This window comes from Rhizobium sp. BK379 (assembly GCF_014193955.1).
In the GTDB taxonomy this organism is placed as follows: domain Bacteria; phylum Pseudomonadota; class Alphaproteobacteria; order Rhizobiales; family Rhizobiaceae; genus Rhizobium.
In genome coordinates, this window is the sequence record NZ_JACIAD010000002.1 from 1,023,056 (window position 1) to 1,040,670 (window position 17,615).

Below are 17,615 nucleotides of genomic sequence, written 5' to 3' on the forward strand. Positions count from 1 at the left end.
GCGACTCGCGGAGGAGAGGTTGATGTTTGGACGCTCGGTGCTCGGTCTTTCGGCCTTCTTGGTCATGACAGCTTATTCGCTGCCATCGATGGCGGCCAGTTGCGGCAGCACGGCTTCGCCGGAGCTCGACTGGCAGGAGTGCAACAAGAAGAACCTGATGCTTCAGGGCAGCGACCTGCAGGGCGCCAACCTTGCCGGCACGGATTTTTCGCTGACCGATCTCGGCGGTGCCAACCTCAAATCTGCCAATGCGGAAAAGGCAACCCTCGTGCGCGCCTCTCTGGCCGGAGCAAGTGCCCAGGGGGCCAATTTCGGCAAGATCGAGGCCTACCGCTCCACCTTTGCAGGTGCGGCCGCCGACGGCGCAAGCTTTGCCGGTGCAGAGCTGCAGCGGGCCGATTTCACCGGTGCGCAACTGACGAAGGCCAATTTCGAGAAAGCCGAGCTTGGCCGCGCCAATTTCGACAAGGCGGTGCTGACGGGCGTGAGCTTCGCGCTCGCCAATCTCTCGCGCGCCGATCTGACGGGTGCACGTTATGAAGGCCCGATCAGCTTCGACCGTGCCTTCATGTTCCTGACCCGCATCGAGGGGCTGGATCTGTCCGCCGCCACAGGCCTGCAGCAGGCGCAGATCGATCTTGCCTGTGGCGATTCCTCCACGAAGCTGCCTTCGGGGCTTACCGTCCCGTCAAACTGGCCTTGCCCGCAGGAGCAGGATTAACTCAGGCTAGGCGGCCGACCGGAATGATCTCCCGCGACTGTGCCTGGAAAGGGTTGCCTTCCCAGTCGCCATGCCATGCATCGACGGTTAGCCCGGCGTCGCTGATCATTGCGGCAAGCTTGTCGCGCGGGGTGTAGAGGATTTTCGAACGTCCGGCGAAACGCTCGCCGGTCGAGAGTACGCGATAGCCGTTCTCGTAGGAAAGAATGCCGCTCGTCTCATCGTAATGCGACTCGTCCGAGGCCTCGATCGCACCAAGCTCCGCATGTTCGAGCTGGCGCACCTTGCTATGACGCACGTCTTGCTGTCCAAGAAAACCGGGATTGCGCGTATCGAAGACAAACCGGCCGATGGGACTGAGATGTGCGGCAATTGTCGCAAGGGCGGCGCGCTGGTCTTCTTCCGTCAGAAAGACCTGGAAAGCGTGGCCCGTCAGCACGATGAGATCGTATTTCTGCTCGAGGCGAACGGTGCGCGCATCACCCTCGATCCATTCCACCTTGTCGCCGCCTGGCCGCGCCCTGCCGATATCCAGCATGGCGGCGGCCGGGTCGACGCCGGTGACGTCGCGTGTCGCTGCGAGCGCTGCCGTCAGTTCTCCGGTGCCACAGCCGAGGTCGAGCGCGGAATGGGCGCCTTCCGCAAGCTTCATGCAGAAGTTGAAATCCGGCCCCCAGCGATTGGCGGTATCATAGAATTGCGCAAGCGAAGGGTCGCGGTAGAGGGGATCGTCGGAAACTGCGCTCATACGTCTGATGCCCTTTCGCTGATGTAGAGATAACGTTCCACCGTCTCGCCGGCCGCGTTCTGCTTGCTGAAGATCTCTCGCCGCTGATGCACGCGTCCGGCGACCTTCTGCGAGGGAAGATTTTCCAGGCTGACGATACTGACGAGGCGCGACAGCCCCATGGTCGAAAAGGCATGATCGCGGCAGGCAAGCGCGGCCTCGGTGGCATAGCCCTTGCCCCAGTAATCCGGCCAGAGGTGGTAGCCAAGCTCGGGCTCCAATCCGCGCGACGTGTCCTGCAGTGTGATCCCGCAGTCGCCGAGCAGTTCGCCGCTCTCGCGATCGATCATCGCCCAGAGGCCGAAACCATTTTTCTCATAGCTTCCGAAGGCGAGCCTGTCGAAGAAATCGCGCGTTGCCGCGGCATCCTTCACGGAAGGGTAATATCGCATGCACAGCGGATCGGCGAAGATGCGCTCGAGCGCCGGCAGGTCCGCGACGGTGATTTCGCGCAACACCAGCCGATCGCTGCGCAGGATTTCGCGGACGATGGACATTGTTTCATCCCTCTGTCATCCAGCGCGCCTAAGCCCGCCAACTTCTTCAGTCCGCTTTATACGAGAGCTTCGGCCATGGCATCTGCAAAGATACGCGTCATTATCGTTGGTGCCGGCGTTGTCGGCGCTTCGCTTGCCTTCCATTTGGCCCGGCGTGGAGCCACTGTCCAAGTCGTGGATGAAAATGTGCGAGCCGGCAGCGGCGTGACGGCACGGGCCTTCGGCTGGGTGAATATCATCAATGTCGTACCGGGAGCCGTCAATTACGGCCTCGTGCAGCAGGCGCTCGCCGACTATGCCCGCCTGCAGTCCGATCTGCCGGATGCCTTTGTCGCCGCGCGTCCCGGTTCCCTGTTCTGGCTCAAAGGCACTGCGGAAACCGAAGACTTCGCCGCAGCCCATCGCGCCGAAGGGACGGATGTCGAACTGGTCGATGCCGCAAAGATCGCAGCATGGGAGCCCAATCTGCTTGAGCCTCCCGCCTGCGCGATCTTCTCGCCTCGCGATCTCGCGCTCGATCCTGCAAGGCTGACGCGGGACCTGATCGATGCCGCCGGCGTGCCCGTTACCTTCGGCCGGAAGGTCGAAAGCCTGATCCTTTCGGGCGATCGGGTGCGTGGCGTACGTCTGGCCGATGGCACGATCGAGGCCGATCTCGTGATCCTCGCAGGCGGAACAGCGGTCGACCGCCTGACGGAAAGCGTGGATTTCCAAACGGGCGTCGAAGCCTCACCCTCGATCATCCTGCGCTATAGGTGCGCAGAGCCTGTCGTGAACCGCATCCTCCGCGGCCCCGGCCTGGAAATTCGCCAATCAGCGGACAAGATGTTGCATGTCGCCAAGGGCTATATCGATGATTCCGCGGAGAACGCACCGGAAAAGGTTGGTGAGCGGATCTTGAAGATCATGCATGAGCGCCTGCGCCTGCCCGAAGGCGTCTCATTGGTCGAGGCTGCTGCCGGTTACCGGCCATTCTTCTCCGATGAAATGCCGCGGCTCGGTTTCCTGCCCGGCATCGAGGGCGCCTATGTCGCCGTCGGTCATCCCGGCGTCATTCTCGCACCGCTGCTCGGACGGCTTGCAGCAGAGCATGTGCTGGAAGACCGGCGCTCGCCGCTCATCCCATGCGCCGGCCTGATATGAAAAAAGCGGACCCGTGGGTCCGCTTTTCGTTTTGGTTTCAAGCTTTTACTTGCCGGGCTCGAAAACCATCGCATGCCCGTTAATGCAATAGCGAAGGCCGGTCGGCGGCGGTCCGTCCGGGAAGACGTGGCCGAGATGGGCCTCGCAGGTGCCGCAGCGGATTTCCGTGCGCACCATGCCGTAAGTCGTGTCGCTGTGTTCGGTGACGGACTCCGGAGAGACCGGCTCGAAATAGCTCGGCCAGCCGCATCCGGCATCGAACTTCGTGTCGGAGCGGAAGAGCGGCGAATTACAGCTGACGCAGCGGTAGAGACCGGTCTCGAAGGAATCCCAGTAGGGACCGGTAAAGGCGCGTTCGGTACCGTGCTGGCGGGTGATACGGTACTGCTCGGGAGTCAGCAGTTCCTTCCATTCGGCATCGGTCTTGTGGACTTTCGGTGTGGTGGTCGTTTCGGCCATGGAGTGCTCCTTTCGCCGATGGGGGCAATCTCTTTTCGTGCGCAAATGTGGTGCGTTGAGTGCAATTGATCAAGACTGGGATCGCGCCTCCGGGAGCTGAACCTGGGGGCATCGCACGTGATCGGAGATTATTCCTGCTCTCGATACGCCCCTAAGCAACGAGCAAAGCCTGTATCCTGGGGCAGGAAACCACGAGATCACACAGAACAGCAAATTCATTCGCGTCGTGAGGCGCAGACGCAAGCCCAAACCAGTTCTGCCCTTCTTCTCGTGGCGCCCATACGAGCCGTTGCTCCAGAAGATAGATGCCGTAAACGACATCGATCGAAGCGCTTCCGGTTAGCCCGAGGCACGTCCGAATGCTATAGGCGGTGAGAGCGGCGTTCAGCACGATCGCAACCTCGACCAGTGCGGCGCGATAGCCCGGTTGGCGAATGACCTCCACTCCATGAGCCCTTTCCAGCCAGGTCGCTGCGAGCTGGACGATGACCAGTGTGCGGTCCACGATGCACCGCAGATCCTTCAGCGGCACGATGTGCATGTATTTGGCGGGCTGCAAATAGACATCGACTGCCGCAGAAACGGCGCCGCACCGGCTGTGGCCAAGAACCACGATAGACTTGAGACTATCCCCGAGATGGCTGATCGCATAGCTCAGGCTCCCCACGACATCATCTCCGATGCCGTTGCCGGCGGTCCTGACGACGAACAAGTCGTTCGGGCCCTCGGAAAAGACTAGCTCGACAGGAACACGGGCGTCGGCACAGCCAACAATTGCCGCGAACGGCTGCTGAACTGGCGCGCCGCTGCCCCTTGGATAAAGGCCGAGATCCCGCGGGTCGATATCGATACTTAATGTTGTCGCCTTGGAAGATCCGAATCGGGTCAGGAGTTCGGCGAAAGCCCGATTGCCAGCCTCGAGCCGCAAACGGGCAGCATCTGCATCCTGCGGCAGGGGCCTGTGTGGCGCATCGAACGCGAACCGATAGATCACTTCGGCCAGCAACGCAGAGGTTTCACACGAATGGTCTTCTGTAGAGCCCTTTGCCATGTCGACACCCCCTGCACAGACAGATCCGGCGGCTGCGCGCAGTTTGTCGTTGAAAGGACGTGGTCGCTGCGCGCAGTTGCCTTGGCTAACAGTTATAGACACCTGCCGCGCATCGCCTTGCGCTCCTGCGGGCAACGCCGGCGACGCTGACGGGTGTCAGCGGGCGCCCAACCCTGGCCTCTGCGGAAGGCATCAGGTTGAATTCGACCGGGAGGGCGCCGCGAAATTCGATGCTTGACCCCCCGGCGACTACAGCAAGCAACGTGATAGCGATCCATTTAAGCATGCCGTCTCTCCTTTCAAGTTCGATCATTTCATGGAGAATATTTCCGGTAGTTCGTCAGCGTCTGGAAGCTTGCTCAAATCCCGCTTTTGAGCCCCGTCGGGCGCCTTGAAGCTGAAGTCGCCTGCCGCCACGTCCGCCCCTGCCTTCCATGACCGTATGTCAATCGTATATTGCGGAAAGCCTGCGACCTTGGTGCTGGTAACAACGTAGCGGCAAGGGTAGGGGTTCTGTCCCTGGGCAATCCAGATTTGCCAATCCACCCCTTCCTTGGTGCGAAATGCCAGGTGATCGCATTCCTCGCCGCGTATTACGCCACTCCCGAGATCCTTGACGTCGGTGACCTCGGACATGAGCGCGTCGTAAGGGTGCGACATCAAGATGTCGCCGGCCGGCAGCGGCCGATGGAATTTGTCCCGCAAGGCGTCGATCAGCTGGTCGGTCGTTCCGGGCACTTCCGTCTGAGCGTAAAGGTTGGCGTCCTTCCCGAGAACCGAGAGTGTCTTGCCGTCGAAAACGATTTCGACGTTAGCGAAGCCGCCCTGGCGTGTGACGTTCAGCTTGTCGGGCCGATTGAGCTTCACCGCGCCGGAGCTTGCAAGTGCCAGTTTCTGCTTCTGTTTGGTAACGACCTCCAGGCTCGTGTCATATTCGAAGGAGATTGCGTCCTGCGCTGCCATGTAGTCCGACATCGCCTTTAGCAGGCTCTTCGCCTGTGTGTCGTCGGCCTGGGCGGACGTTGCGCAAGTCAGCGCCGCCAGGGCAAGCCCAGCGGCAAGCAGGCGGGCATTCTGAAAGGGGTGTTCCGATCGAGATCGCATGGGTGTTTCCTCCGCTAAGATAGTGAGAAGACGACCCGCGTGGCTCAAACAAACGCGCGGGATGGACTGTCCTACAGCGCTCGTGTGGCCCTCGCTGAGACGGTCCACCAGCGACTTTCGGCTGAAGTAGCTTGCTCCCTCAAAAAGACTGCATTGCAAAGATTGAAGATGCCAAGGAGAGCGGCGCAGCGACGCACCACGGCAATGCTGCCGGCTCCAGTCCATACCTAGCTGCCGCTCTTTTGCTCCAAATGGCGTTGCAGAGCGGCATTCATGCTAAAAAAGAGGCGCTCACGGCCGAGCTTGTCGGCGAAACCGGAGGCGCGTAGATAGTCGAGTACATCGGAATTCAATCCTGCGAGCCACACGGTTATGCCCTGGGCAGTAACGCGGCGTTCGCTCTCAATCATCGTCTGGAGAGCGGAATACTCGATGTCAAAGACCCCGCTCATATCGAGTGCGAGCACTTTCGGTTTGTATTCGGCTACGAATGCCTGAATCTGATCCGCGACTTGCTGGACGTTGGCGAAAAACAACCGTCCCTCCGGGCGCAGTATCAGCAGACCATCAAATGTTTCGTCGTCAGGATGGTCCGGAGACAGCGGCCGGAGCACGTCAGTGCCCGGCTTGCGGCCGATCACGTAAACTTTCGGTTTCGCCGACTGACTGGCCAAACCGATCAGCGAAAGAACGATCGCGACGACGATGCCCTGAAGCGTACCGAACACGAGCACGCCGAGGAATGCCGCCAGTGCCCAGCGAAATTCCATTCGCCGCACCTTGCGGATGGCCGCAAATTCCGCCGGAGCGATGAGGCCGACCGAGTAGATGATCACAATCGCGGCGAGAACGGCCTGTGGTAGCAAGCCGAGCAGCGGCGCAAGGAACAGCATTGTGGCCGCAGAAGTCGCAGCAGTGACAAGCGAGGCCGTCTGGGACCGCCCGCCCACTGCGCGGACGACCGCCGTCTGCGAAGTGCCACCACCTGCGGGCATCGAGCCGAAGAATGCGCCGACCACGTTGGCCGTGCCTGTCGCGAGAAGTTCGCGGTTGGGCCTGATTGGGGGCTCGGACGGTGCGGCAAACGCCCGACCCGCGGCAATCGTTTCGGTAAAACTCATAAGTGCGATGCCGAGCGCTCCGGGCAAGAGTTGCTCGACCAAACTGGCGCTGGGGAGAGTGAGTGACGGCAGCGACCGCGGGATGAATCCGACTGTCGCGATACCCAAGGCATTGAGACCGGCGAGCCAGGATACCAGAATGCCCGCGCCGACGACCACGAGTGGGGCCGGAGAGTGGGGCCAGAGCCTTTCCATCATCCACAAGGCGATCAGCGCCACGGCTGCAATGGCCAGCGTAAGCAGCGACGTTTCGGGTATATGCTGGACCACGCTCATGATGTCGCGGAAAAAGCCCGCCTTTTCAATATGCACGCCCAGCAGTTTCGGTATCTGATCCAGTACGATCACCAGGCCGATGCCTGCTTTGAAACCGGTTAACACTGGCGATGAAATGAAGTTGGCCACAAACCCCAGGCGCAGCACGGAGGCTGCAATGAGGAGAGCCCCGGTCAACGCCACAAGTGTCGCAACGGCGGTGACCAGCTTGCCTGGATCGCCATCTGGAACGGCGGTTCCAAGCTCGGTCCCGGCCAATATGGCAAGGGTGGTGGTCGAACTGACACTCAGCACGCGTGATGTGCCGAGCAATGCATAGACAATCATCGGCACGAATGCCGTATAGAGACCGACGCTCACAGGCAGCCCGGCAACCGTGGCATAAGCCATCGCCTTGGGCAGTACGACCGCAGCGGCGACAAGGCCCGCCATTATATCGAACCGAACGCCAGCCGCGAACGAGGCACCGCCACCGTTTCTACTGACTGCCATGTGGGTTTCGTGGGACACGGCCACTGCTCCGATCGGAAATTCAGTCGCTTTCGTGACATTTCACCGGGCATTTTGACGATGTCACTATAGCCGCGTCCCGGCGTCAGCGGCTGTCTTGCTCCAGTTCAAAACCTTGTGCTCGCTTCGTAGAAACTCAATTGAATACACATGCCACGCACTCTGCCTCAGCAGAGTTGGATGTTTACTGGACGGGTGCGAACTAAAAGAGGTGTCATTATAACGCAAAATACGTGCGAAAAGAAGTGAGTATGGGGGTCGTTGCTTACATCTTTCTTGCGGTCATCGTAGGAGAACTGATGTTCTCTTGGGACGAAGGCCGTCGCCGCGGCTTTTTCGCCCGCCAATAGCCGTCTCGGCCTGTCCTGAGAGTGCCTGAGGATGGAAACCTCGGTGTGATCAAGTCCCCAAAGCAGACTGTGCCGCTTCAGCGCCCCAATTGTCATCTACCCAATTCGGGGGAAGACGACGAATCACCCGTGCTTTATCTTTAGTGTGCCAATAAGCTTAATGCTGCGTGTTTCGGGGACAAACGGTGTTTCATACTCTGATGATTGTTCTGTATGGCGCAGTCGCCGCGATTGCCATGGGTGTGACCCTGCTGGAGGGCTGGGTCAATCATGATCGCTGGACGGTGTTCCGTATCGCAGGGCTGGTCGCCTGTCTGGTCTGGCCGCTGCCGCTCGCTTTCTTCATCCTGCACGGTTCCGTTTTGCGTCTCGCCACGCGCCTTTCCTGAACGTCAAGCCTGTGAACACAGCCCGCATCCATTGCGGGTTGTCGAAATTGCTTGAGGCTATCAGCCGATTCACCTAAGCCTTGGAAAAGGCTGATTGCCGGCTTTCATCCGTGCTCACGGGGAGGGGACATGGCCGATGTCACGGCTCTGACATTTCTGGCCCTGTGTCTGCCGTTGATCGGCGCTCTTGCGGCTCCCTTTATCATTCGTGCCTTCGGCGCAGGCGGCGCCTGGCTGCTCGCCGTCGCCCCTTTGCTCGCCTTCCTGCATTTCCTGCGTCTCGTGCCGCAGATCGCTGATGGCGAAATCATAACCGGCGGTTATGACTGGGTGCCGGGCCTGGGCCTGCGTTTTTCCTGGTTCCTCGACGGATTGTCGCTCACCTTCGCCCTGCTCATCACCGGCATCGGCACGCTGATCGTGCTTTATGCCGGCGGGTATCTGAAGGGCCATCCGGATCAGGGCCGGTTCTTCTCCTTCATCTTCCTCTTCATGGGCGCAATGCTCGGCGTCGTGGTGTCGGACAGCTTTCTGATGTTCTTCATCTTTTGGGAGCTCACCTCGATCACCTCCTTTCTGCTGATCGGCTTCGACTATGAACGGCAGGCGGCACGGCGCGCCGCTTTGCAGGCACTCGTCGTCACAGGCGGGGGAGGGCTGCTGCTGCTTGCCGGCTTGCTCCTGCTCTGGGGGCAGACAGGCGTTGCGCAGCTGTCGGAACTGATGCAGTTCGGCGATGTCGTCAGAGGCAGCCCGCTCTATTTTGCCACCCTGTTGCTGGTGCTCGGCGGCGCCTTCACCAAATCGGCACAGTTTCCATTCCATTTCTGGCTGCCGAACGCCATGGAGGCGCCGACACCCGTTTCGGCCTACCTGCATTCCGCCACCATGGTGAAGGCCGGCGTCTATCTGCTGATGCGGCTGAACCCGGTCATGGGCGCAACACCCGCATGGGAGGTTCTGCTGCCGGTCTTTGGCGGCCTGACGCTCGTCACCGGCTCGGTGCTTGCGATCCGACAGACGGATCTGAAGCTGAAGCTCGCCTATACGACTGTCTCCTCCCTTGGCCTGCTGGTGCTGCTGACCGGCTTCGGATCGGATTATGCCATTGAGGGCGCAGTGCTCTATCTCGTGGCGCATTCGCTCTTCAAGGGCGCGCTTTTCATGGTCGCCGGCATCATCGACCACGAAACCGGCACGCGGAATATTACGCGGCTGCGGGGCCTGCGAGGGGCCATGCCGCTGACCTTTGCGATCGCTATCGTCGCCGCACTTTCCATGGCCGGGTTGCCGCCTTTCTTCGGTTTCCTCGCCAAGGAGGAAATTTATACGGCTATCGTCGGCAGTGATCTCTATCCCGTCCTTGCCACCACCATCGCCGTCCTCGGCAATGCGCTGATGTTTGCGATCGCCTTTGCGGTGGGGCTGAGACCTTTCGCCGGCAGACTGGTGGAGACGCCCAAACATCCGCATGAGGCGCCGGTCCTGCTTTGGCTCGGCCCTGCCGTCCTTGCTCTGGCAGGTCCGCTTGCGGCAGTCTTTTCCGGCGTCACCCACAGTGCGATCTCCTCGCCCATGGCCTCCGCTATTGCTGGCGCTCCCAAAGAGGTTTCCATTTCGCTGACCCCGCATATCGGCCTGCCGCTTGCCTTGTCGTTGCTGACGATCGTACTCGGCATCGCTGTTTACTGGCAGCTCGACCGTAGCAGGGCTTTCGTCGCCCACGTGCTGCACTCCGCACGTGGCCCGGATCGCGGTTTCGATCATTTCATCGCCGGACTTGTCCGTTTCGCCCACGGTTTCATCGGCATCGTCCAGCCAAGGCGGCTGGATATCTACGTCGCCTGCACATTCCTCTGCGTTGCCGCAATCCTGCTTGTACCGCTCGTCATCAATGACGGGCTGCCGTCAGGCTTTGCCTGGCCTGCAGACCTGCGCCTGCGCGAAGCGGGCATCATGGTCATCGCCGTACTCGGCCTTGTCGCCGTGCTGATCGCCCGCGACAGGCTGACGGCGATCGTATCGCTCGGCATTCAGGGTTTTGCCGTCGCGCTGATCTTCCTGCTCTTCGGCGCCCCGGATCTCGCCTTCACCCAGTTCATGGTCGAAACGCTCGCGGTCGTCATTCTTGCCCTCGTCATGACCCGTCTGCGCCTGTCGCCGACCGATCCGCGCCACGGCGTCCGCCGCTTCTTCGATATCGTACTTTCACTCGCCTGCGGTCTCGGCTTCGCGCTGCTTTTGATGCGCGCCACGCAGGCGCCGTTCAACACGGCCCTCAGCGATTTCTTCAATGCCCATTCGAAGCTGATCGCCCACGGCGCCAATGTCGTGAACGTCATCATCGTCGATTTCCGCGGCACTGACACGCTCGGCGAAATCGCCGTCGTGGCGGTGACAGGCCTCGCCATCCTTGCGCTGATCCGCATCCGCGGCAACACGGAGCGCCGGCTGGCGACAAACGATCCGGATGCGGAGGAGGCATGAGACAGGTCTCTTTGGAATCTGATTCTGTCCTCGCAGCGAATGCAGCGTTCGAGGTATCGCGAGACGTTACCGTTTCACCTCATTCATGTGCTTGCCACAGGAATCCAGCCTGCCCAAGTCCTTGGGCAGGAGAGACTCTTTGGTTTGCTGCAAGTGAGTCATTCACGACGCAGACGCGTCGTGGCTGGATTCCTGTGACAAGCACAGGAATGAGGGAGGTTTGTAGACGTCCCCGGCCGTCTCAGTCTCTTTGTGGAGGCACGCGATGAACACCCTCATCTTCCGTACGGTCGCCCCCTTCATCACCGCGCTGATGCTGCTTTTTTCCGTTTTTATCCTGCTGCGCGGCCACAACGAGCCGGGTGGCGGTTTCATCGGCGGCTTGATCGCCGCTTCGGCTCTGGCGATTTACGGCATTGCTTTCGGCGTGGACGCGGTGCGCCGGGCGATCCGCTTCCATCCATTGGCGATTGCCGGCTTCGGTCTCTTGCTCTCTTGCCTCGCCGGCCTGATCTCGATCTTCTTTGCCGTGCCATTCATGACCGGCCTTTGGGTCTATCCCGTCCTGGCAGGTGTGGAAGTGCCGCTCTCCAGCGTCATGCTCTTCGATCTCGGCGTCTATTTCGTGGTGCTCGGCGCCGTCGCTTCGATCGCGCTGGCGCTGGAAGAAAGGGAGCTGGACTGATGGAAGCGCTCTTTGCCATTCTCGTCGGCCTGTTCTTTTCGGCCGCTGTCTATCTGATCCTGTCGCGCTTCTCGATCCGCATGATGCTCGGCATCGCCATTCTCGGTAACTCCGTGAACCTGCTGATCTTCACGGCAGGAAGGCTGACCCGTGTCGTGCCGCCGATCATACCCGCCGGGGCCGACATGCTGCCATCAGGTGCGGCCAATCCGCTGCCGCAGGCGCTGATCCTGACGGCCATTGTCATCTCCTTCTCTTTCCTCGCTTTTCTGCTGGTGCTGACCTACCGCGCCTATCAGGAGCTCGGCACCGATGATACGACCCGCATGCACGATGCCGAACCTGAAGACCGGCCGCTGCCGCCTTTGGGGTATTGATCGTGAGTAAGATGCGGATGTTCAGTGCCCATGCGCCGACCCTCGCGGGAGGCACCCACTAATGGCCGCCCCCGTCACCGACCTCTCGGCCGCCATGGTCACCGCTCCCGTCCCGCCCGCCCACTGGCTGGCGATCCTGCCGGTCGTGCTCTGCATCAGCCTCGGTGCGCTGCTCCTGATGCTGCGCAGCCTTCCGCGCCTGCAGGCATGGATCGCAATTGCCGGCCTCGTAGTCCTGCTGCTCCTTGACGCTGCCCTCCTGCAGCAGGTCGTCGGACACGGCCCGCTCACCATGGTCATGGGCCGCTGGCTGCCGCCCTTCGGTATCGCCTTTACGGTCGATGTCTTCAGCGCGCTGATGGCGCTGGCCGCAGCGGTCGCTGCCCTGGCAGCCGGCATCTATGCCCTGTCAGATACCACCGAAAGCGGCCGCCGATACGGTTTCTTCCCGCTGCTGATGCTGCTGATGGCAGGCGTCACCGGCGCCTTCCTGACCGGCGATATTTTCAACCTCTACGTCTGGTTCGAGGTGCTGCTCATCTCCTCCTTCGGCCTGCTGATCCTCGGTTCCGAACGGGCGCAGATCGATGGGGCGCTGAAATATGCGGTGCTCAACCTCATCGCCACGACGCTGTTCCTCATTGCTGTCGGCATCCTCTATGCGAGCTTCGGCACGCTCAACATGGCCGACATTGCCGAGCGGGCAGCAGCCTTGAGCGGCACGGCGCCGCTGATGACGCTCGCCTGCCTCTTCCTGCTCGCCTTTGCCATGAAGGCTGCGGCCTTTCCGGTCAATTTCTGGCTGCCGGCCTCCTACCACACGCCGCGCATCGCGGTTTCCGCACTCTTTGCCGGCCTCCTGACCAAGGTCGGCATCTACGCGCTGCTGCGCGTCCTGGTCATGCTGCTGCCGGCCGAGCGCGACGAGCTCAGCCTGCTGATAGCTGTCGTCGGAGCCCTGACTGTCCTCGTCGGCGCACTCGGTGCCCTCGCCGAAACCGACCTGCGTCGTCTGCTCGGCTATGTGGTGATCTCGGGTATAGGCAATATGCTGGTCGGTGCAGCACTCGGCACCGCCGAAGGCCTCGGCGGCGCAGTCTTCTATGCACTGCATTCGGTAGTGCTGATGACGGCGCTCTATCTTCTGGCCGGCGAAGCAGGCAGGCGAGGCGGCTCCTTCTCGCTGGCTGCGCTCGGCGGCCTCTATCGTCAGAATGGCTGGTTCGCGGCGATTTCGCTGATGCTGCTGCTGGCCGCCTGCGGCCTGCCGCCCTTTTCCGGCTTCTGGCCCAAGGTGTTGCTGGTCAAGGCCTCGCTCGATGTCGGCGCGTGGTGGCTGGCGGGCACGATCCTGCTCGGCGGCTTCCTGTTGACGATTGCCTGCGGCCGCGTCTTCCTGTTTGCCTATTGGCGTCCCGCGTCCCCGGCGCTCCCTCCGGTGCGGACCGGCTGGACGGCCGGTCTTCCGCTTGCGGCATTGACGATCCTCGTCATCGGCATCGGTCTCCTGCCGGAACAGTTGCTGCAACTCGCGCGCTCCGCCGCCGACGGGCTTGCTGATCCCTCCGCCTATATCTTCTCCGTCTTTCCGGAAGGGACCATACGATGACAGTCCTGTTCCTCAGCCTGCCTCTTGCCGTCGCTTGGGTCGCCGTAACCGGCAGCGCCTCGCCGCTTAATTTCGTTCTCGGCCTCGCCCTGTCGCTGCTGTCGCTCGCAGTCGTGCGCGAGGCCTTCGCCGGCCGTTCGCCGCCGCGCCGCATCCGCCCTTGGCACATCTTCCTGCTGGCGGGGCTTTTCCTTTGGGAACTGGCGCTTTCGGCCTGGCGGGTGGCATTGACGGTGCTTTCGCCGCGTATGCAGCTGGCGCCCGGTATCCTCGCATTCCCGCTGACGGTGAGAACCGATTTTGAGATCACGCTCCTTGCCAATCTCATCACACTGACGCCGGGTACTCTTTCGGTTGACGTTTCCGAGGACCGGCGCACGCTCTATGTGCATGCGCTGGACTGCGCCGATCCTGCCGCGGTCAGGCGCGATATTGCTGGCGGTTTCGAGCGCCGTATCATGGAGGCCTTTGGATGATAACGCCTGCCGCCATCGTTTCCGCCGCCGCCATTGCAGCCCTCGGTATTCTCTGTATTGCGCTTTTTGTGACCGTCTGGCGCGTCATTGCCGGCCCCACTCTTCCCGACCGCATCCTGGCGCTCGACATGATGACGGGCATCGCCATTGGTTTCATTGCCGTCGTTGCGGTGCGCACCGGGTTTTCGCTTTACATCGATATCGCCATCGCGCTCGGCCTCGTCGGTTTTCTGGCGACCGTCGCCTTCGCCCGTTTCGTGCTCTCGCGGAGAGCCGTGGCATCTGGGACGCAGGGGAGAGGCGAATGATAATGGACTATGCGCTTGCTATCGTCACTGCGGTCCTGCTGCTGGCAGGTGCCTTCTTCGCCCTGGTGGCCGCGATCGGTATCGCGCGCTTGCCGGATCTCTACACGCGCATGCACGCCGCTTCAAAAGCCGGCACGGTCGGTTCCGGTTTGTTGTTGCTTGCTGCCGGGCTTTATTCGGGCGAACTTGCTGTGCTTGCAAGAGCGTTGGCCGGTTTCCTCTTTTTTATCCTGACTGCACCGGTTTCTGCACACCTTCTTGCGAGAGCTTCGCATATATCAGGACATTTTCCGGCCGATATCTCAGTACGTGACGATATGCGAATGCGCTGAGGGCGAGGGCTACTCAGAATTTTAAGCAATTTTACGCAAACTTATGCACTGGAAGCACGAGTAAAGCTTGCTGAACCGCTGACCAATTCTTTGTGATGGATTTTTTTTCTAGGAAAATCACAATTAATAATTGGCCTTTTGCGAAAACGATGCTATTTGAAAATCCAAGTAGAGTTCTGATTGTGAATTAGAATCGTACTGCTTCCAGGTCTCCTAGCCTTGTTTGTCAATGTCTAACTGGGTGACGGCCTGGAAGAATACGTAGTAGCTCACCGTCAGGCAGTATTGGTGCAGAGTACGGTCTTCGGAATCTAGGGGTGGATTCCGGTTTTTCGAAACAAAGGCTGTAAGCTGCTCTTTTGGTGTTTGGCTCTACGACGAGGGTTCTTTGTCTTTTTGGGAGAAGGACCGTTTGAGCATGCTAACAGGAGAAAGAATATGACGGATATGGCGACCGGCAATGCGCCGGAGCTGCTTGTGGAACTGACGGCCGATATCGTCGCGGCCTATGTCAGCAACCACGTTGTCCCGGTCAGCGACCTGGCTAATCTGATTTCCGACGTACATTCGGCATTGAGCAACACATCCGTACCGCAGCCGGTGGCAGCGGTCGTCGAAAAGCAGAAGCCTGCGGTCTCTGTCCGCAAGTCCGTGCAGGACGAGCAGATTACGTGCCTCGAATGCGGCGGCAACTTCAAGTCCCTGAAGCGCCACCTGATGACGCATCACAATCTCGCGCCGGAAGAATATCGCGAGAAGTGGGACCTGCCTGCCGATTACCCGATGGTAGCCCCGGCCTATGCCGAAGCGCGTTCGCGCCTTGCGAAGGAAATGGGCCTGGGACAGCGCCGCAAGCGCGGCCGCGGCTGAGTATTGCACCGCTGCATGATAAAGAGCCGGGCCTGTTGCCCGGCTTTTTTTGTATTTACCGGTCGTCTCTTCCGGTGATTTCGGCTCTCGTCATCTATCTTCAAAAAAAGCGCGGCAAAAAATGTCGGTCCCGCGATTGCTCATCCGTCTCTAAAGCATGTCGCGCAAAAGTGCGCAGCGGTTTTGCGATAACGACGGAATGACATGAAAGATCGAGGACGGGCGGGCACTCATGCCGCCGCAAACAAGAGGAGAAGAGACATGCGCGTAATGGTCATCGTCAAGGCGACGGCAGACAGTGAAGCGGGCATCATGCCCACGACTGAGCTTCTGGGGGCTATGGGCAAGTATAACGAGGATCTGGTCAATGCCGGCATCATGATGGCGGGTGAAGGCCTGCATCCGTCTTCCAAGGGAAAGCGCATCGCCTTCGATGGCCCGAAGCGCGTGGTCATCGACGGCCCCTTCGCCGAGACCAAAGAACTGATCGCCGGTTTCTGGCTGTGGCAGGTCAAGGATATGGACGAAGCCGTCGAGTGGGTAAAGCGCTGCCCCAATCCAATGCTCGGTCCGAGCGAGATCGAAATCCGTCAGGTGTTCGAAGCGGCCGATTTCGGCGAGGCGCTGACGCCGGAGCTTGCCGAGCGGGCCGAACGTCTCGGTGAGAGGATGACAAACGGCAAATAACGGATCGTCAAGATCAGGTTCGGCGGCCGGCGTATTTCTCCGGGCGCCGAACCGTCTGGTCTCAAGGCTTGTTTTCTCGTGCGGATCGCACCTGTCAGGCGGTAGCCCGCACGCGCGCTTCCTCTCGGATGCGGTTGACCATCGAGCGCAAGCCGTTCGAGCGCTGCGAGGAGAGATTTTCAGTCAGACCGATCTTTGAGAAGATCTCGAAAGCATCGAGCGAGGCGATTTCGGCAGCAGTCTTTCCGGAATAGGTGGCAAGCACGATGGCGACGAGGCCGCGCACGATATGCGCATCGGAATCGCCTTCGAATGTCATGATTGGATTGTCGGGATTGCCTGCTGTATGCGTGACCAGCCATACCTGGCTGGCGCAGCCCATCACCTTGTTCTCGGAAGTCTTCTTCTCGTCTGCCAGATCAGGCAGCGCCTTGCCGAGTTCGATAACGTAGCGGTAGCGGTCTTCCCAATCGTCCAGGAAGGAAAAGTCGTCGATGATCTGGTCGAGGGTCGCCATGCTTGTTCAGGCCTTTCACTATTATCAGTTCATATAGGCGAAGCGACCGCAGATTTGAACCGTTAAAAAGAAACGCCGTGAGGGATGGGCATCCTCACGGCGCAGCAAAGTGCTGAAATAAACAGGGCAGGCACGTCAGGCATGGGGCATCTCCGCGTCATGCGGACCACCGATGCAAGCTGGGGTGCGGGCGAGGTGCCCGCGAAATTCGTCAGATCGCCGGTTTCGGCGTCGGCAGCGGGATCGACCCGGCCGGAATGGTTCCGGTTACCACACGTTCGGTCGAAGCGCCGTCGTCTACCGGTGGGCGGTAGGGCTGCGGCAGGTGCGGCATCGGCTGGTTCAGCGCGGCCTGAGCCTCGCGCATTGTATTAGTGATGGCCTCCGGCAGGGAAGGAGCGGCAAGCGCGACAGGCGCCGGCGGCACGGCCGTCTTTGCGGAGGCCATTTTGGAGTTGTCGTCCCTGAACTGGCTGTCGAGCAGCTCATAGGCGACACGGGCGCCTTCGCGGGCCCGGTAGCCGAGAGCCGTCAGGGTCTCCCCACCCTTGCTGCAGACCTCGGGCTTTTCGGAGCACATGCCGGTGATATAGACGTAAGCGCCGCTTGCCGCGGTGAAGGCGTCGGAAAGCTGCAATTGCGGGTGGCCGGCATTGTCGGAGCTCTCCGAAGAGAAAACGGAGAGAGCGACGAGCACAAGGCCAAACCAGAATGATCCTTTGATCAGAAACCACATTGTCTTGCCCATCCTGTTTTTCCCGTCCGGTCTTGTCGCCGAATCGGGCCGGTTGTCCGGTATGTCTGCACCTTACAGCCGAGTTGCGAATGCAGCTTTTCGAAACTCATCGGCATTTGCGGC

At 60.5% G+C, this 17,615-nt stretch carries 21 protein-coding genes; 12 read left to right on the forward strand and 9 right to left on the reverse strand.

The window, feature by feature from the left end:
• Window positions 1–22 precede the first annotated feature (22 nt).
• Complete coding sequence (locus tag FHT93_RS16060; protein ID WP_018114159.1) at window positions 23–721, forward strand: pentapeptide repeat-containing protein; 699 nt, start codon at window positions 23–25, stop codon at window positions 719–721.
• Between the two features lies 1 nt (window position 722).
• On the opposite strand, the gene FHT93_RS16065 is transcribed toward FHT93_RS16060, so the two are convergent.
• Both FHT93_RS16065 and FHT93_RS16070 read right to left on the reverse strand, forming a co-directional pair.
• Window positions 723–1,469 (reverse strand): class I SAM-dependent methyltransferase, encoded by a 747-nt coding sequence (locus FHT93_RS16065; RefSeq protein WP_183848294.1) that lies wholly within the window; start codon window positions 1,467–1,469, stop codon window positions 723–725.
• Complete coding sequence (locus FHT93_RS16070; RefSeq protein WP_113017187.1) at window positions 1,466–2,005, reverse strand: GNAT family N-acetyltransferase; 540 nt, start codon at window positions 2,003–2,005, stop codon at window positions 1,466–1,468. The genes FHT93_RS16065 and FHT93_RS16070 overlap by 4 nt, the downstream gene beginning before the upstream one ends.
• A gap of 75 nt (window positions 2,006–2,080) precedes the next feature.
• On the opposite strand from FHT93_RS16070, the gene FHT93_RS16075 reads away from it, so the two are divergent.
• Window positions 2,081–3,148, forward strand: a complete 1,068-nt coding sequence (locus tag FHT93_RS16075; RefSeq protein WP_183848297.1) for an FAD-dependent oxidoreductase — start codon at window positions 2,081–2,083, stop codon at window positions 3,146–3,148.
• Window positions 3,149–3,193: 45 nt separating this feature from the next.
• Here FHT93_RS16075 and msrB read toward each other — a convergent pair whose 3' ends face one another.
• From msrB to FHT93_RS16095, 5 genes are all read right to left on the reverse strand, one after another.
• The gene (gene msrB, locus FHT93_RS16080) at window positions 3,194–3,607 is read right to left on the reverse strand and encodes a peptide-methionine (R)-S-oxide reductase MsrB (protein ID WP_112970944.1); all 414 of its coding nucleotides are present in this window, start codon (window positions 3,605–3,607) and stop codon (window positions 3,194–3,196) included.
• Between the two features lie 151 nt (window positions 3,608–3,758).
• A complete protein-coding gene (locus tag FHT93_RS16085) occupies window positions 3,759–4,658 on the reverse strand; it encodes a carbonic anhydrase (RefSeq protein ID WP_183848299.1) in 900 nt (299 codons plus the stop codon).
• An 85-nt stretch (window positions 4,659–4,743) separates the two neighbouring features.
• Window positions 4,744–4,944: a hypothetical protein gene (locus tag FHT93_RS35530; RefSeq protein WP_029616223.1), complete on the reverse strand. Its 201-nt coding sequence runs from the start codon at window positions 4,942–4,944 to the stop codon at window positions 4,744–4,746.
• 23 nt (window positions 4,945–4,967) lie between these two features.
• Complete coding sequence (locus FHT93_RS16090) at window positions 4,968–5,762, reverse strand: DUF2092 domain-containing protein (RefSeq protein WP_183848301.1); 795 nt, start codon at window positions 5,760–5,762, stop codon at window positions 4,968–4,970.
• A gap of 227 nt (window positions 5,763–5,989) precedes the next feature.
• Window positions 5,990–7,651, reverse strand: a complete 1,662-nt coding sequence (locus FHT93_RS16095; RefSeq protein ID WP_246781612.1) for a SulP family inorganic anion transporter — start codon at window positions 7,649–7,651, stop codon at window positions 5,990–5,992.
• A 553-nt stretch (window positions 7,652–8,204) separates the two neighbouring features.
• Here FHT93_RS16095 and FHT93_RS16100 point away from each other — a divergent pair.
• The 10 genes from FHT93_RS16100 (at window position 8,205) to FHT93_RS16145 (ending at window position 16,239) form a co-directional block, all read left to right on the forward strand.
• Window positions 8,205–8,408: a hypothetical protein gene (locus tag FHT93_RS16100; protein ID WP_029616312.1), complete on the forward strand. Its 204-nt coding sequence runs from the start codon at window positions 8,205–8,207 to the stop codon at window positions 8,406–8,408.
• Window positions 8,409–8,537: 129 nt separating this feature from the next.
• A complete protein-coding gene (locus FHT93_RS16105) occupies window positions 8,538–10,895 on the forward strand; it encodes a putative monovalent cation/H+ antiporter subunit A (protein WP_183848303.1) in 2,358 nt (785 codons plus the stop codon).
• Window positions 10,896–11,160: 265 nt separating this feature from the next.
• Window positions 11,161–11,580, forward strand: coding sequence for a Na+/H+ antiporter subunit B (locus FHT93_RS16110; protein ID WP_113145913.1), 420 nt, complete (start codon window positions 11,161–11,163; stop codon window positions 11,578–11,580).
• The gene (locus FHT93_RS16115; protein WP_183848305.1) at window positions 11,580–11,957 is read left to right on the forward strand and encodes a Na+/H+ antiporter subunit C; all 378 of its coding nucleotides are present in this window, start codon (window positions 11,580–11,582) and stop codon (window positions 11,955–11,957) included. Before FHT93_RS16110 ends, FHT93_RS16115 begins: the two co-directional genes overlap by 1 nt.
• Window positions 11,958–12,018: 61 nt before the next feature.
• Window positions 12,019–13,566, forward strand: a complete 1,548-nt coding sequence (locus tag FHT93_RS16120) for a Na+/H+ antiporter subunit D (protein ID WP_183848307.1) — start codon at window positions 12,019–12,021, stop codon at window positions 13,564–13,566.
• A complete protein-coding gene (locus FHT93_RS16125) occupies window positions 13,563–14,042 on the forward strand; it encodes a Na+/H+ antiporter subunit E (protein WP_029868901.1) in 480 nt (159 codons plus the stop codon). Before FHT93_RS16120 ends, FHT93_RS16125 begins: the two co-directional genes overlap by 4 nt.
• On the forward strand, window positions 14,039–14,350 hold the full coding sequence (locus FHT93_RS16130; RefSeq protein WP_029868902.1) for a cation:proton antiporter: 312 nt from the start codon (window positions 14,039–14,041) through the stop codon (window positions 14,348–14,350). The genes FHT93_RS16125 and FHT93_RS16130 overlap by 4 nt, the downstream gene beginning before the upstream one ends.
• Complete coding sequence (gene mnhG, locus FHT93_RS16135) at window positions 14,350–14,682, forward strand: monovalent cation/H(+) antiporter subunit G (protein WP_029868903.1); 333 nt, start codon at window positions 14,350–14,352, stop codon at window positions 14,680–14,682. The genes FHT93_RS16130 and mnhG overlap by 1 nt, the downstream gene beginning before the upstream one ends.
• 438 nt (window positions 14,683–15,120) lie before the next feature.
• Window positions 15,121–15,552, forward strand: a complete 432-nt coding sequence (locus FHT93_RS16140; protein WP_007821525.1) for a MucR family transcriptional regulator — start codon at window positions 15,121–15,123, stop codon at window positions 15,550–15,552.
• 261 nt (window positions 15,553–15,813) lie between these two features.
• The gene (locus tag FHT93_RS16145) at window positions 15,814–16,239 is read left to right on the forward strand and encodes a YciI family protein (RefSeq protein WP_029868904.1); all 426 of its coding nucleotides are present in this window, start codon (window positions 15,814–15,816) and stop codon (window positions 16,237–16,239) included.
• A gap of 94 nt (window positions 16,240–16,333) precedes the next feature.
• Here FHT93_RS16145 and FHT93_RS16150 read toward each other — a convergent pair whose 3' ends face one another.
• The gene (locus FHT93_RS16150) at window positions 16,334–16,756 is read right to left on the reverse strand and encodes a SufE family protein (RefSeq protein WP_183848309.1); all 423 of its coding nucleotides are present in this window, start codon (window positions 16,754–16,756) and stop codon (window positions 16,334–16,336) included.
• A gap of 211 nt (window positions 16,757–16,967) precedes the next feature.
• Window positions 16,968–17,492 carry a DUF5330 domain-containing protein gene (locus tag FHT93_RS16155; RefSeq protein WP_113146375.1) on the reverse strand — a complete coding sequence of 175 codons (525 nt, stop codon included), beginning with the start codon at window positions 17,490–17,492 and terminating at the stop codon, window positions 16,968–16,970.
• Between the last annotated feature and the right edge of the window lie 123 nt (window positions 17,493–17,615).